The 13817-nt window shown below is 65.1% G+C and carries 14 protein-coding genes; 9 read left to right on the forward strand and 5 right to left on the reverse strand.

Translation table 11 applies throughout. The annotated features are described in order from the left end of the window. Positions 1-185 (forward strand): zinc finger domain-containing protein (locus ACLFRM_RS06670; RefSeq protein WP_410754953.1); only part of this gene is annotated, 185 nt, incomplete at its 5' end. A gap of 90 nt (positions 186-275) precedes the next feature. Here the strand turns inward: ACLFRM_RS06670 and ACLFRM_RS06675 are convergent. Next, entirely contained in the window at positions 276-1601 is a 1326-nt protein-coding gene (locus ACLFRM_RS06675; protein WP_410754954.1) for a TlpA family protein disulfide reductase, read from the reverse strand. A gap of 116 nt (positions 1602-1717) precedes the next feature. Between ACLFRM_RS06675 and ACLFRM_RS06680 the strand changes: the two genes are divergently transcribed. From ACLFRM_RS06680 to ACLFRM_RS06710, 7 genes are all read left to right on the forward strand, one after another. After that, positions 1718-2635, forward strand: coding sequence for a phosphoribosylaminoimidazolesuccinocarboxamide synthase (locus ACLFRM_RS06680; RefSeq protein ID WP_410754956.1), 918 nt, complete (start codon positions 1718-1720; stop codon positions 2633-2635). Then, positions 2632-3348, forward strand: a complete 717-nt coding sequence (gene bioD / locus ACLFRM_RS06685) for a dethiobiotin synthase (RefSeq protein ID WP_410754957.1) — start codon at positions 2632-2634, stop codon at positions 3346-3348. The genes ACLFRM_RS06680 and bioD overlap by 4 nt, the downstream gene beginning before the upstream one ends. 446 nt (positions 3349-3794) lie before the next feature. Then, positions 3795-4163: a c-type cytochrome gene (locus ACLFRM_RS06690; protein ID WP_410754958.1), complete on the forward strand. Its 369-nt coding sequence runs from the start codon at positions 3795-3797 to the stop codon at positions 4161-4163. Continuing rightward, positions 4160-5521, forward strand: coding sequence for an FCSD flavin-binding domain-containing protein (locus ACLFRM_RS06695; RefSeq protein WP_410754959.1), 1362 nt, complete (start codon positions 4160-4162; stop codon positions 5519-5521). The genes ACLFRM_RS06690 and ACLFRM_RS06695 overlap by 4 nt, the downstream gene beginning before the upstream one ends. A 71-nt stretch (positions 5522-5592) precedes the next feature. Continuing rightward, complete coding sequence (locus ACLFRM_RS06700; protein ID WP_410754960.1) at positions 5593-7005, forward strand: c-type cytochrome; 1413 nt, start codon at positions 5593-5595, stop codon at positions 7003-7005. Then, positions 7005-8228, forward strand: a complete 1224-nt coding sequence (locus ACLFRM_RS06705) for a hypothetical protein (RefSeq protein ID WP_410754961.1) — start codon at positions 7005-7007, stop codon at positions 8226-8228. The genes ACLFRM_RS06700 and ACLFRM_RS06705 overlap by 1 nt, the downstream gene beginning before the upstream one ends. Positions 8229-8242: 14 nt before the next feature. Beyond that, a complete protein-coding gene (locus tag ACLFRM_RS06710) occupies positions 8243-8956 on the forward strand; it encodes a c-type cytochrome (protein ID WP_410754963.1) in 714 nt (237 codons plus the stop codon). Between the two features lie 201 nt (positions 8957-9157). Here ACLFRM_RS06710 and ACLFRM_RS06715 read toward each other — a convergent pair whose 3' ends face one another. Next, positions 9158-10021 (reverse strand): universal stress protein, encoded by an 864-nt coding sequence (locus tag ACLFRM_RS06715; RefSeq protein ID WP_410754965.1) that lies wholly within the window; start codon positions 10019-10021, stop codon positions 9158-9160. Positions 10022-10037: 16 nt separating this feature from the next. Further along, positions 10038-11528: a SulP family inorganic anion transporter gene (locus tag ACLFRM_RS06720; RefSeq protein WP_410754966.1), complete on the reverse strand. Its 1491-nt coding sequence runs from the start codon at positions 11526-11528 to the stop codon at positions 10038-10040. A 765-nt stretch (positions 11529-12293) separates the two neighbouring features. On the opposite strand from ACLFRM_RS06720, the gene ACLFRM_RS06725 reads away from it, so the two are divergent. Further along, positions 12294-12755 carry a hypothetical protein gene (locus tag ACLFRM_RS06725; protein ID WP_410754967.1) on the forward strand — a complete coding sequence of 154 codons (462 nt, stop codon included), beginning with the start codon at positions 12294-12296 and terminating at the stop codon, positions 12753-12755. Positions 12756-12842: 87 nt separating this feature from the next. Here ACLFRM_RS06725 and ACLFRM_RS06730 read toward each other — a convergent pair whose 3' ends face one another. Further along, on the reverse strand, positions 12843-13052 hold the full coding sequence (locus ACLFRM_RS06730) for an acetyltransferase (protein ID WP_410754968.1): 210 nt from the start codon (positions 13050-13052) through the stop codon (positions 12843-12845). A 50-nt stretch (positions 13053-13102) separates the two neighbouring features. Further along, entirely contained in the window at positions 13103-13588 is a 486-nt protein-coding gene (locus ACLFRM_RS06735) for a host attachment protein (protein ID WP_410754969.1), read from the reverse strand. Between the last annotated feature and the right edge of the window lie 229 nt (positions 13589-13817).

A 13817-nucleotide genomic window follows, 5' to 3' on the forward strand; every position in this document is an offset into this window, starting at 1 on the left:
AGGGCGGCACCACCCTGCGCGACTTCCTCGCCCCGTCGGGCAACCCCGGCTACTTCCGCCAGACGCTGAACGTCTACGAGCGCACCGACCAGCCCTGCCGGCGTTGCGGGACATCGGTCGCACGCGTGGTCATGGGGCAGCGCTCGACGTGGTTCTGCCCAGCCTGTCAGCCGGAAAACGGTTAGCGGGAAGCGACAGGCCTTTACCCTTCTCGAGCCATCGCGACCAAGGCCGATCCCATGCCCTCCTCCGGCCTCAAGCTGCCCGCTTCCAGCTCACTCCGGCTCGATCTCCAGCATTTCCCGCACGATCGCATCGACCTCTTCGGTATCCCAGATGATGCCGGCGTTCACGGAGTAGTGGATGCGTCCGTCGGCGGCCACCAGGAACGAGCTCGGGAAGGCGAAGGCGTCGTACTTCGCCGCGACTTCGCCGTCGGGATCGACGGGGACCGGGAAGGAGACATCGAAGTCCTGCATGAACTCGCGCAGATGCTCCGGCGACTGCTTGAAGGCGATCGCGTAGATCTTCAGGCGGTCGGGGTAACGGCTGGCCAGGCGCTCCATCGACGGGATCTCCTCGACGCAGGCCGGGCACCAGGTCGCCCAGAAATTGACGATCTGTACGCCGTCGAAATCCGGGTCCAGCCGCTGGGGATTGCCCTCGAGATCGGTCAGCTCGAAGTCGGGCGCCTCCTGTGGCTCGACCGGCTGCAGCCCGGTCTGGCGGTCGACCGGCGTGGTGCGGTCCGGATCGATCGGCAACACCTCGTCCGGATGATCGGCGGCCGCCAGCAGCGGGATCGAACGCAAGATGTCGTCGGGCAACGCCCGGACCGCACGTGCCTCGGCGGCGCCCCCGACGATGTCGTCGATCGAATCGAGCGAGTCGAGTGCCGGCTCCTCGAATTCCATGTGGAAGTAGTCACGCACCTCGGGGATCATCTTGATGAACAGGTCGCTGCCCCCCTCGAGAAAGCGCTCGCGCAGATCGAGCAGCCGGTGGCGATAGACACCACGCTCGGGCTGGAGCAGCATCACCGGCAGATTGGTCGCATCGACGATCGAGAACAGTTCCGGTTCCTCACCTGCAACCGGGGCGCCCCGGTAGAGGCTGGGGAAGAGCAGTACCGCACCGGTCAGCGCGGCAGGATCATCCGTACGTTCCTGCCACCAGCGCATGCCGCGCAGGGTCGGCACGGCCATGCGATCGGCTGCCACCACGACGGTAGGACGGCCTTCCTTGATGGCTCGCTCGATCAAAGAGCCGACCGGCTCGCCGTCGAGCTCACGCACGTTCACGTCGGAACGGGGCAGGAACAGCGAATCCATCACGTCGACCATCCAGACCGTCGCGCCGCGCCGGGCCAGGGCGTGCGCGACACTGTCCGGCCCGGCCATGTCGCCGTACTGGTTGGCCACCCAGAGAACCAGCGGGCCGTCCTCGGGCGCGCCTTGCGGCGGCTCGATCACCCGCACGTCGAGCTGATCGCCGCTGTCACCCAGCGGGACCGAGAACTCGGCCCGGGCCGTGCCGAGCATCATCACCATCAGGGCGACCAACAGCCACCCCTGCCACGCCACGCGAACGCCCCACATCATCGCTGCCCTCCGGCTCATCGCGCGCATCGCATCGCGCGCCGCGCTCTCGTACAATAACCAACCGCCCGACCAATCTCCGGACGGCAAATCCTTAGCATGCTAGCAGTTGAACGCCCATGACACACTCGGCCCCCGCCGTTTTCGAGACGCAGATCGACGCCCTGGAACTGATCCACCGCGGCAAGGTGCGCGATCTCTACCGCATCGACGACGACCGGTTGCTGATCGTCACCACCGACCGCGTCTCGGCCTTCGACGTGATCCTGCCCACGCCCATCCCGGACAAGGGTCGGGTGCTCACCGAGATCTCGCGCTTCTGGTTCGAGAAGAGCCGTGACCTGGTGCCCAACCATCTCTGCGAAGAGCAGGACCTCGTGGCGATCGTGCCGGACGAAGCCCAACGCGCCCAGCTCGTCGGCCGCAGCGTGATCGTGCGCGGCCTCGAGGCACTGCCGATCGAGGCGGTGGTGCGTGGCTACCTGATCGGCTCGGGCTACAAGGACTATCAGGCAACCGGTGCGGTGTGCGGCATCACTCTGCCCGAGGGCCTGCAGATGGCCGACCGGCTGCCCGAACCCATCTACACCCCGGCCACCAAGGCCGACGTCGGCGACCACGACGAGAACATCGACTTCGCCGAGACCGAGCGACTGATCGGCCCGGACATGGCCGCCCAGGTACGCGACAAGGCCATGGCGCTCTACCGGATGGCCTCCGACTACGCCGCCGAACGCGGCATCATCATCGCCGACACCAAGTTCGAGTTCGGTCTGGACGGGAACGGCACGCTGCATCTGATCGACGAGGCGCTCACCCCGGATTCCTCGCGCTTCTGGCCGGCCGACGAGTACCGGCCCGGCATCAGCCCGCCGTCGTTCGACAAGCAGTTCATCCGCGACTGGCTGGAGACGCTCGACTGGGACAAGACCGCGCCCGGCCCGGCGATTCCCGACGAGATCGTGGAACAGACGCGCGAGCGCTATCTCACCGCCTACCGCCGGCTGACCGGCCGGGAACTGCCCGACTCCGCATGAAGGGCGCGAAGACGAACGACCGGCGTGGCTGGGTGATCCTGGCGACCGACACCGGGGTCGGCAAGACCTTCGTCGGCACGCACCTGGCGAGGCTGCTGACGCAAGCGGGTCGGGTCGTGCGAGTCCGCAAGCCGGTGGAAAGCGGCTGCGAGGAGGTGAGCACCGGCCGGGGCGTCACCCGCCTTGCGGCCGACGCCGAACAGTTGCGCCTCGCCGCCGGCGATCACGAATCCCCGCAGACCGTCTGCCCCTTGCGGTTTCTCGCCGCGCTGGCCCCGCCCGAGGCCGCACACCGCGAGGGGCGCTCGCTCTCCTTCACACGTGACCTGCTGCCGACCCTCGACGTCGGGCACAGTGCGCAGGAGGACATCTGGCTGATCGAAGGTGCCGGCGGCATCTACTCTCCTCTCGCCGACGACGCGCTCAACGTCGAGCTGGCCCGGGCGACCGGCCTGCCGGTCATCCTCGTCGCCGAGGACCGGCTTGGCACCCTGAGCACCACTCTCAGCGCCGTCGAGGCTCTCGAGCGCCTTGGGGTACACATCGATGCCGTGGTGCTCAACCGTCACTTCCCCCCGGCGGACGACGCGCCCGACAACCTGGCCGCCCTCCAGCAATGGATCCCCCGCGTCGCGCCCGGCTTTTCCGGACGCCTCCTGGTCATTGACCGCGCCAGCGCCGACACCCGCCTCGGCCGCCTGCTGCCCCGCTGAATCCACCCTCCACCCGCCCGCCTGCGTGATCTCGCGCGAGCCGGGCGAAATCACTCCCCTGTAAAACAGAGGCTCGTGGGCTACTGGTTTAAGGTGATACTGACCCGCATTCATCGACGAATGCGCAAGGCGAATCGCCTCGAGCACGAATGCCGCCATGAAGGCGAACGGCTGACATATTCAAAGGAGTTGATCGCATGTTGGCGTGTTTTTCGCAGGCATTCGGCGCACTAATCCCCCACGCCCTCCCCTTGCCACACGCCAGGGACCCCCCTGTTCTCGACTATTTCCTGTCATGCCCTGTTCATAGAATTTTTTGATGATGTATATTGGGCATGCAGATAAAGGAATTGAATCTGTAATCAATCATGCCCAGCTGTAAAAAGGAACGCCACCGTAGAGTCGTCATGGAGCAGCGGGCGAGGAGCGAAGAAGAGGTACACATCATGATCAGACACCAGGTGATCGGATGGGCCGCGGCACTGGGGGGCAGCCTCTGGCTGGCGACCGCTCACGCCGAGACCAGCCGCGATGCCGACCCCCAGGGACTCATGGCCGCGCAGACCTGTGCCGGCTGCCACGGTACCGAGGGGTACATCGAGGACTCCGCCTACGTCCCGCTGGCCGGCATGCCGCGCGAGCAGTTCATCGAGGCCATGGAATCGTTCGCTGACGGCTCACGCCCGTCGACGCTGATGGGGCCACTGGCCCGCGCCTTTACCGACGAAGAAATCCGGGCGATGGCCGACTACTTCTCGAGCCTGCCGAAAGAGCGGGACGAGCCGGATACGAAAGACGGGGGGAATGACTCATGAGCACGATCAGTCGTCGCAGCTTTCTCAAGCTCGCCGGGGCGGGCACGGCCGGCGCCGGTATGCTCGGCACGCCTCTGGCCCGCTCGGCGAGCCAGTCACGCGTCGTCATCGTCGGCGGAGGCGTCGGTGGGGCGACCGCGGCCAAGTACCTCAAGCTTTACGCCCCCGAGATCGAGGTGACCATCATCGAGCCCAAGCGGGAATACCAGCGCCCCTACGGTTCGAGCGAGGTCATCACCGGCCAGGTGACGATGGAAGACATCACCATCTCCTATGACGCCCTCAAGAACCGCCACGGGGTGAAGTTCGTCCACGACACGGTCACCGACGTCGACTACGACGACAAGCAGGTGATCACCGCCGGGGGCGAGAAGGTCGGCTACGACCGCCTCGTCCTCTCGCCGGGGATTTCCTTCGACTTCGACGCGATCGAGGGGCTGACCGAGGACCTGGCGGAGACGAAACTCCCGCACGGCTGGGATGCCGGCGACCAGTTGCTCGAACTCAAGGAGCAGCTGAAGGCCGTCCCGGAAGACGGCACCGTCATCGTCGGCCCGCCGCCGGGTCCCTATCGCTGTCCGCCCGGGCCCTACGAGCGCGCCGGGCTGATCGCCCAGTGGCTGCTTGACCGTGGCGACAAGAACCCGAAGGTCATCATCCTCGACCCGAAGAACGGCTTCACCACCGACTACTCCATGCTGCACGCCTGGAACAGGCTCTATCGCTTCAACATCCCGGAGCCGGCCCGATCCAAGTACAACGAGGAAGAGTTGGCCGAGCTCAAGACCCATGACGAGCCCGGCCCCATCGAGTGGATCATGGGCGACATGGGCGGCCAGATCCTCAAGGTCGATGCCGAGAACATGACGGTCGAGGCCGAGGCGGGCGTCTTCGAGGCGGACATGATCAACATCATCCCGCCGCTGAAGGCCGCGAGGATCGCCTTCGACCTGGACCTGGTCGACGGCTCCGGCTGGTGCCCGGTCGACCAGAAGACCTTCGAGTCGACCCGACACCCGGACGTGCATGTCATCGGCGACTCCTGTATCGCCGGCGCCATGCCCAAGTCGGGTTACGCGGCCAATAGCCAGGCCAAGGTACTGGCCATCCAGCTCAGGGCCCTGCTGGCCGGCAACGAGCCGGTCGAACCGGTCTTCCAGAACACCTGCTACGCCCTGGCAGGAAACACCGAAAGCGGCATGTTCGTCGCCGACGTGTTCCGAGTGGAGGATGGCCAGATCGTCCGGGTCGACGAGCAGCGCTACCTGCCCTTCGACGCCACGCAGCAGCAGATCCGACTGGCCGCGCTGTACCAGCACAACTGGATGACGGCCTTCACGGAAGACTGCTTCTCATGACGTTCAACTTTCATTTCCGGCCGGTTCCCTTCGCGGACCGGCCTGTTGCGTTCTGACAGGAGGATCCCGTAATGGATCTGATTGGACTTTACCCGACCTGGTACGAGCCGGGCATCGGCAGCGGCTGGGTCATCGGGATTATCGCCACCGTACACGTGCTGTTCTCCCACACGGCCGTGGGGGCCGCCATCCTCTTTGGTGTGCTCGCCTGGATCGGCGCACGTGACGATCGCCCGGAACTGATCGACTTCATTCGCAAGTACGGGCTGTTCCTGCTGGTCTTCTCCTACATCCTGGGGTCGATCACCGGCCCGGGGATCTGGTACTCGACCACCGTGGGCAGCCCACGCGGCATCTCGGCGCTCATCCACAACTTCGTCTGGAAATGGGCGACCGAGTGGGTGTTCTTCGTCATCGAGGTCATCGGCGTCTACATGCTGGTGTATCTCGCCGGCAAGCTCGACCGCTTTACCTACATGAAGCTCGCCGCGATCTTCGCCGTCACCTCCTACGCCACCATGCTGGCCATCGTCGGCATCCTTTCGTTCATGATGATGCCGGGCAGCGAGGAATGGAAAACGGAAGGCGGCTATCTGCTGGGCTTCTACGGTGACAACACCTTCGCCCAGTTGATGATCCGAACGGCCTTCATGTTCACCATCACCGCCGCGGTCGGGGGCATCGTCGCCGCCGGGCTGAAGGACGAGGCGTTCAAGAAGTGGCTGCTGCGGCGTCTGGCGATCGTCGGCGGGCTGTCCGCGATCATCGGCATCTCCCTGTACCCCTGGTACATGAACTCCCTGCCGGAGATCGCGCACCTGGTGGCCGAGAACCGCATGCCGGACTACTTCACCCCGTCGATCCTGATCGTGCTGGGTGCCATGGTGGCTTACTTCGCGGTCACGCTCATCCGGCCGAAGCTCGTCACCGCGACCGTTGCCGGCATTGCCACCGTAGCCATCCTGGTCCTCGGCCTGTGGCCCGGCGAGACCATCCGCGAGTCGGTGCGCAAGCCGTACATCGCCGGGCAGTACATCTATTCCAACCAGGTCATCGGTCATGACGTCCCGGGCATGGGCGTGGAGTCCGAGATCCCCACGCTGGAAAAGGTCGGCTTCAAGCACGCCCACATCTTCTGGCCGGAAGACCAGCGGGAAATCCGCCGTGACAACGCCGCCGAGGTGGGTCGCACCCTGGCGATCACCGCCTGCGCCAACTGCCACTCGCTCTCCGAGACCGGCATTCGTCCGTTGAAGAACTACTTCCCGGAGGAGGCCGACATCGAGGGCATCAAGACCTACCTGGCTGGCGCGCTTTCGACCGGCAACACGATGTACATGCCGCGCATCCCGCTGAAGGACGACGAGGCCGAGGCGCTGGCCGTCTTCATCGCCAGCCTGACCGACCCCGAAGCCGTCGACCGCTACGAGGCCGGCGACAAGACGGCGCTCCTCGATAACCGTTCCGATGAGGAGGACAAGTAATGGATACCGCCATGCTCTACGCCCTGCGTGACCCGCTGGGCATCCCGGCCCACCCGGTGATCTTCCTGATCCTGGCCGTGGCCACGTGGGCACTGCACATCGCCGCCGTGCATGTGCTGCTCGGATCGTCGGCACTCGCGATCCGCGGGGCCTTCTCCGGCGACGATCACTGGCGCCGCCTGGCAGCCGCCATGGTCAACACGGCCAAGGTCGCCGTGTCGGTCGCCATCGTGGTCGGGGTCGCGCCACTGCTGTTCGTCCAGGTCATCTACGACCCGTTCTGGTATACCTCGAACGTGTTGTCCGCCTGGTGGGTAGTCGGCTTTATCGGCATTCTGATCGTTGCGACGCTGGCCCTGTTCATCTTCTACGCGAAGAACTACAAGCTGCGTACCGAGAAGACCCGCTGCCCGGGTGCGATGATCGCCGCGATCCTGCTGTTCCTGGTCGTCGGCTTCATCATGCACGCGCTGTCGGTGCAGATGCTCGAGCCGGACAAGTGGATGGAGTGGTACGCACCGGACGGCGTCATCGATGCATCCGGCCGCTCGATCCATGCCTGGAACGGCTGGCGCTTCGGCTTCTTCATCGCGCTGTCGCTGCCGGTGATCGGCATCTGGCTGTTCGGCTACCGCCGCTACCTGCAGGGTGCCGGTGAAGAGGACCAGGGGTACCTCGACTTCCTCAAGCGTCTCGGCACCCGGCTCGGTGCCATCGGCACGGCCATCTCCCTGGTCCTGCTGGTCATCTGGATGCGGGGCCTGCCGGAGGACATCAGCGGCTTCGCCACCGGCCCCTGGCCGATCGCGGCGGCTGCCGCGCTGATCATCGCCGCCGCCTACCCGCTGGTGCTCGGACGGCGTCTCGAGCAGGGTCTGTGGGGCTACACGCCGATCCTCGTCGCCACGGTGGCGATGATCGTCGTCGCTGCCATGCGCGAGGCGATCCGCTGGGTCACGCTGTTCGGCGTCCATGGCTACAACCCCCTCGACTACAAGGTCGTCATGGACTGGTACTCCACTGGCCTGTTCTTCCTCACCTTCGGGGTGCTGGGCGGCAGCGTCGTGGCCTACCTGCTGACCGTTGCCTGGCAGGCCGGCCAGACGGAGGGGACCTACACGCCGTCGCGCGCCGTGAATCGCCTGGGCACCGTCAGCATCGTGCTGCTGCTCGTGTGGGTGGCGCAGTACTTCGGCTTCGGCCTGTGGATCGCATACGCGTAACGAGGAGGTACCCAATGAACCAGAAACAGAAACGCCGCGTCACCGGTCCGCTGATTGCCGCTGCCTGTGCGCTGAGCCTGGCACTACCGGGGATTACCTCGGCAGCCTCCGAGGCCAAGGGCGAGGTCGTGAAGTGGACGCCGGGCGAGTGGCACGAAACCATGGCAGCCATGCCCGAGGGCGACCCGTCCCGCGGCGAGGATCTGCACGACGATGCCTTCTGCGCCTCCTGCCACGGTGAACACGGTGAATCGGTGTCCGGCAACTGGCCTCGCCTGGCCGGCCAGCGCGCCGAGTACACCTACAAGCAGATGATTGATTACGCCGACGATCGTCGTCGCGAGGACAGACGCGCCCACATCATGAACGTGGTCAGCGAGGATCTGAGCGAGCAGGACATGGCCGACCTGGCAGCGTTCTACGAGAAGCAAGGGCTGCCGGACAAGGCCAAACCGGAGAAATCCCACCCGGCCCACGAGCTGGTGAGCGTAGGTGACCCGAGCCGACTGATCACGCCCTGCGCCGCCTGCCACGGCAGCAACGGCTCGGGTGGCATCAACGAGTCACCGACCCTGCGGGGGCAGCCAAAGGACTACTTCGTGCGCACCATGGAGCTGTTCCGCGACGGCCACCGTCACAACGACGTCGCCAAGGGCATGGCGCAGTTCGCCGACCCGCTGACGGACGAGGAGATCGACCAGCTGGCCGACTACTACGCGGTCGACTGAAACCGGTAACGATCGCTCTCGACCCTCAGGGCCGCGCTTTTCGGGCGCGGCCTTTTTCGTGCCCGAAGAGACGATGCGGCTCGGGGCATTCGGTCGATCGCTCGACGAAGTCGTCGGGTCGGGACATCTCCGCGGACGCAACGAAAAGGGCCGCGTCATTCGACGCGGCCCTTGATCCATGCCGGATTCGGGGGATATGCCTCAGCGCACCACCAGCAGCGGCACGTTGGCCTTCATGATCATCTTGGTGGTGGTGCTGCCCAGCACGAGGTAGCGAATCGGGCTGTGGCCGTAGGCGCCCATGGCCAGCAGATCGATGTTCTTCTCCTCGAGGTACATCGACACCGCCTCGTCGACCTTGCCCTGGCGAATGGCCACCTGCGTGTCGAAGCCGGCCTTCTGCAGCCTGGTGTTGGCCGCCTGGATCTTGTCCCAGTTGCCCTGCTTCTCCTCGCCGACCATCAGGATGTGCACCGGCAAGCCCTGCAGCAAGGGGGTGTTCGCCGCCATCTCGACGAGCTTGTAGGCCGTCGGGCTGCCGTCGTAGGCGATCAGGAAGCTCTCGGGGCGCTTGAACGAGAGCGGCGTGACCAGGGTGGGCTTGTGGATCATCGACAGGATGCCCGCCAGGTGGCTGCCCACGTGCCGGGCGACCGCGTCGCCGTCCTTGCCCTGCTTGCCGAGCACCAGCATCTGCATCGCATCCTGGAGATCGAGGATCACCTCGGTGATATCCCCGTTGCGCAACAGTTCGTCGGGTGAATCGAAGCCCCGGTCGCGCGCCCGGGAGAGCACGTCGGCCAGCAGCGCCCGACCACGTTCGCGCTCGAGCTTGCCACGCTTTTCCTCGAGCTCGACCATTTCCTCGAGCAGCTTCTCGCGTCCGCCGAGGGTCATGTTGCCGGAGAGATTGGTCCTGGCCGGTGCATGCGGGTTGTTGATCGCGTGCAGGAAGGTCAGCGGGGCCTCGAGCGCCTGCGCCGCCCAGACGGCGTAATCGGTGACGGCCTCGGAGGATCGCGAACCGTCGATGCAGGCGAGTACCCGGTCCTTGTTGTCGCTCATGTTCTCGTTTCCCATGTCAGTGCCCCATCAACTTCTCGGCCGCGTCGGGGTCGTTGTGCACGGCGTGCTTGTCGACGATCGTGGCCGTGGCCTCGTTCATGCCGATGACCTCGACCTCGATACCCTCGCGGCGGAAGTCGATCACCACCTTGTCCAGCGCACCCACCGAGGTGATGTCCCAGAAGTGGGCCTTGGAAAGATCGATGGTCACCTTATCGACGTCGTCCTTGAAATCAAACGACTCGAGGAACTTCTCGGTCGAGGCGAAAAACACCTGTCCGACCACCTCGTAGGTGCGGTGGCGCGGGTCGTTCGAGTCCTCGGAAAGGCGCGAGGAGACGTGCATGAACTTGCCGACCTTGTTGGCGAAGAACATCGCGGCCAGCAGCACGCCGGTCAGCACCCCGTAGGCAAGATTGTGGGTGGCGACCGTGACGATCACGGTCATCACCATCACCACGTTGGTACTCATCGGGTGCTTCTTGAGGTCACGGATCGATCGCCAGCTGAACGTGCCGATCGAGACCATGATCATCACCGCCACCAGCGCGGCCATCGGGATCATGGTGAGTACCGGCGAGAGGAAGACGACCAGGATCAGCAGGAACAGGCCGGCGACGAAGGTCGACAGGCGGCCGCGGCCACCGGACTTGATGTTGATCACCGACTGGCCGACCATCGCGCAACCGGCCATGCCGCCCATCGAGCCGGAGACGATGTTGGCGATGCCCTGGCCCTTGCACTCGCGCGCCTTGCTGGTCTTGGTATCGGTCAGCGTATCGAGCAGGTTCTGCGTCATCAGCGACTCGAGCAGACCGACCACCGCGATCGCCGCCGAGTACGGCAGGATGATCATCAGCGTCTCGAGGTTCAGCGGGATGTCCGGCAGGAAGAACACCGGCAGGGTGTCGGGCATCTCGCCCATGTCGCCCACCGTGCGCACGTCGAGGTTCATCAGCCAGGCGATGATCGTGAGCACCACGATGGTGACCAGCGGCGAGGGGATCACGTTGGTGATCTTCGGCAAACCGTAAATGATCGCAAGCCCCGCGGCCGTCATGGCATAGACGTGCCAGGTGACGTTGGTCAGCTCGGGCAACTGCGCCATGAAGATCAGGATGGCCAGCGCGTTGACGAAGCCGGTCATCACCGAGTTGGAGATGAACCGCATCAACCGGTCCAGGCGTATGTAGCCGGCAAAGATCTGAAGCACCCCGGCGAGGATCGAGGCGGCCAGAAGGTATTCCAGGCCGTGGTCCTTGACCAGCGTGATCATCAGCAGGGCGGTGGCCGCGGTGGCCGCCGATATCATGCCCGGGCGGCCGCCGGTGAAGGCGATCACCACCGCGATGGCGAACGAGGCGTAAAGGCCCACCTTGGGGTCGACGCCGGCGATGATCGAGAAGGCGATCGCCTCCGGAATCAGCGCCAGGGCCACCACCAGCCCGGAGAGCAGATCCCCCCGGATATTGGAAAACCATTCCTGCTTGATGCGATACCAGTTCATCGTGACTCTCTGTCCAGCGGATTCGTTTTCGGCAGGGACCGCACGCCCACGGCTCGCCCGATCCGTCAGCATCGCGTGGCACGATAACGACACGATGACCTCTCCCGCCGGGCGGCGGAACGAGGACGCCGCCCGACGGATCGGGCGGCGGCGCTTCCCTGACCGCTTTCACGGCGGGATCGAGTTCGAAGAGGACGAGTCGGACGAACGGCGGGAACACCCTCGCGGTGGGCCTCTCGGTGGGCTCGGAGGGCGACGCAGTCCTGCAGACAAGGCCGCGACTCTATCAGATCAGCAGGTTGGCTTCACCTTCGCGGCCAAGCCGGCCACCGCCAGAAACCTCGCAGCACCTGATAACCAAGGCATGTATCTCGGGCATGTATCTCGATCTTCCTTTTGCCCCCGATTACCCGGACCGCAGGGGCGGTGAGCATGCCGCCCACGGAGGCTAGGGAATCTCTGCAAGCAGAGATTCCCATAACAATAATCGGCACCATCAGCCTTTGATTTTGCGAGCCCTGCCTTTCGATCTGAGCATCAGGCGCACCCGCAAAGGCGTGAAGCCGGCGGCGCGCCCTGCTATTCTTCCTGCGTGGCATCCGCAGACGACGGCGATGGAAACCTAGCGGTAATTTCGGTACCGCCACCCAGATTGGGACACATCCAACCCTCGGACAATCCATCTCCCCATACACGACCTGCAACACGAGCGTCGATCGGGATGAGCCTGAGCAACGGTGTCAACGCAACCGGGAGAACCATCCGATGACTGAACCGACCGTCAACCGTCCCGCCCTTGCAATGTGGATGATCGCCAGCCTGACCGTGGCCGCCCTTCTGCTGTGGCTGGGTGCGGGCCTGCACCCCCCGGGAGCCGAGAGCGCCCGCACGCTTCCGGCCTCGCCGCTTACCGGCGCCATGGGCTTCGTCTACCTTCTTGCCTGGGCGGCCTTCGCCTACGCCGCGTCAATCACCACCCCACACCGGGGGGCGGAGCACGCCGGCCTGTGGGCCTCGCTGCTCCTGCCCCTGGTCATCGTGATCCTGCTCGGTGCCGGCCAGTCCCTGATCGCCCTGCTACTCGCCATTGCCTGGCTGGCGACATTGATCTGGACGGGTTGGCAACTCGCGCGCCGCGAGGCACTTGCCGGCCTGATGATGCTGCCGGTGATCGGCAGCGCGATCGCCGGGACGCTGCTGTCACTGACGCTCTGGATACTACCCTGAAGCGCCACCGCCCGCCTCGGGCCGGCAGGACGACAAGATGAAGGCCGCCAGATCCAGGGATCGGCGGCCTTCTTGATTTGCAACTGGTCAGTCTTCCCGCCAGTGCAGGTCGAGCCAGCAGCGTGGCAGGGGTTCACCGGACGGGAATTCGAGGTCCTCCTTTTCGAAGGACTCCTCCTCCTGCATTTCCTCACCGGCGTGCTGTCGGCCCATCACGCTCGGCAGGGCCGGGTCGGCCAGGGTCTCGAGATCGATGATCTCGATCATGTCGTCGTTGTCCTTGCGCTTTAGAAACATGCGCCGCTCTCCTTGGTCGAGACGTGGGCGAAAGACGGGGCCGGACGGCGTCAGAGCCGCGCCGGCAGGGCCGCCCGGATATCCTCCGGCGACTGCGACGAGACATCCTTGGCCTGATCGGCCACCAGGGCGGCCTGCAGGGCCTTGCCCATCTGGTCGCGCAACAGGCCGAGAAAGTCCGGAGCGGCCATGAGGTAGAACCGCTCCACGCGCCCCGCTTGCAAGGCCTGGTCGAGCTCGTCGACCACCTCGCGAGCGAAGCGTTTGGCCTCCACGTCTCGGACACTGTTGGGCGGCTCGTAGGCATGCATGGCATCGCCCTTGCGGTCGCTGGTCGAGCCGGGACGATCGGTTTCCAGATCCGAGTCCGACATACGGGCAGCGGGGTTCGACAATGAGACTATCTCTTCCAGCTCGCCCCTGGGCGCGGGACGGCTGGCGGGGTGCGCCTCGCTGCCCAGATAGGCCCCTTGGTTGTCACGGACCGCGAGAAACCGCGCCCGAGCCGCATCAGCAACCACTACCCAGGTATTCATGAACCCGACCTCCTTGCTTTGTCGTGTTGACCTGCTCCGAGTGTATACGCAGATTTGCTCCCTTGCCGCACGGTCAACGGCATGTTGACGCGACAGACCCGCATGAGTCGTTGCAGGACGGCACTCTTCTCGATCTTCCACCTTTTCCCCGGGGTAGGGACCGTGTCGTCGCCACGAAAAAACCCCGCCGGAGCGGGGTCATCGGTTCGTTCGCCCGGAGCGAGCGCCG

The sequence above is a fragment of the Guyparkeria sp. genome, from assembly GCF_046540515.1.
GTDB lineage: Bacteria > Pseudomonadota > Gammaproteobacteria > Halothiobacillales > Halothiobacillaceae > Guyparkeria.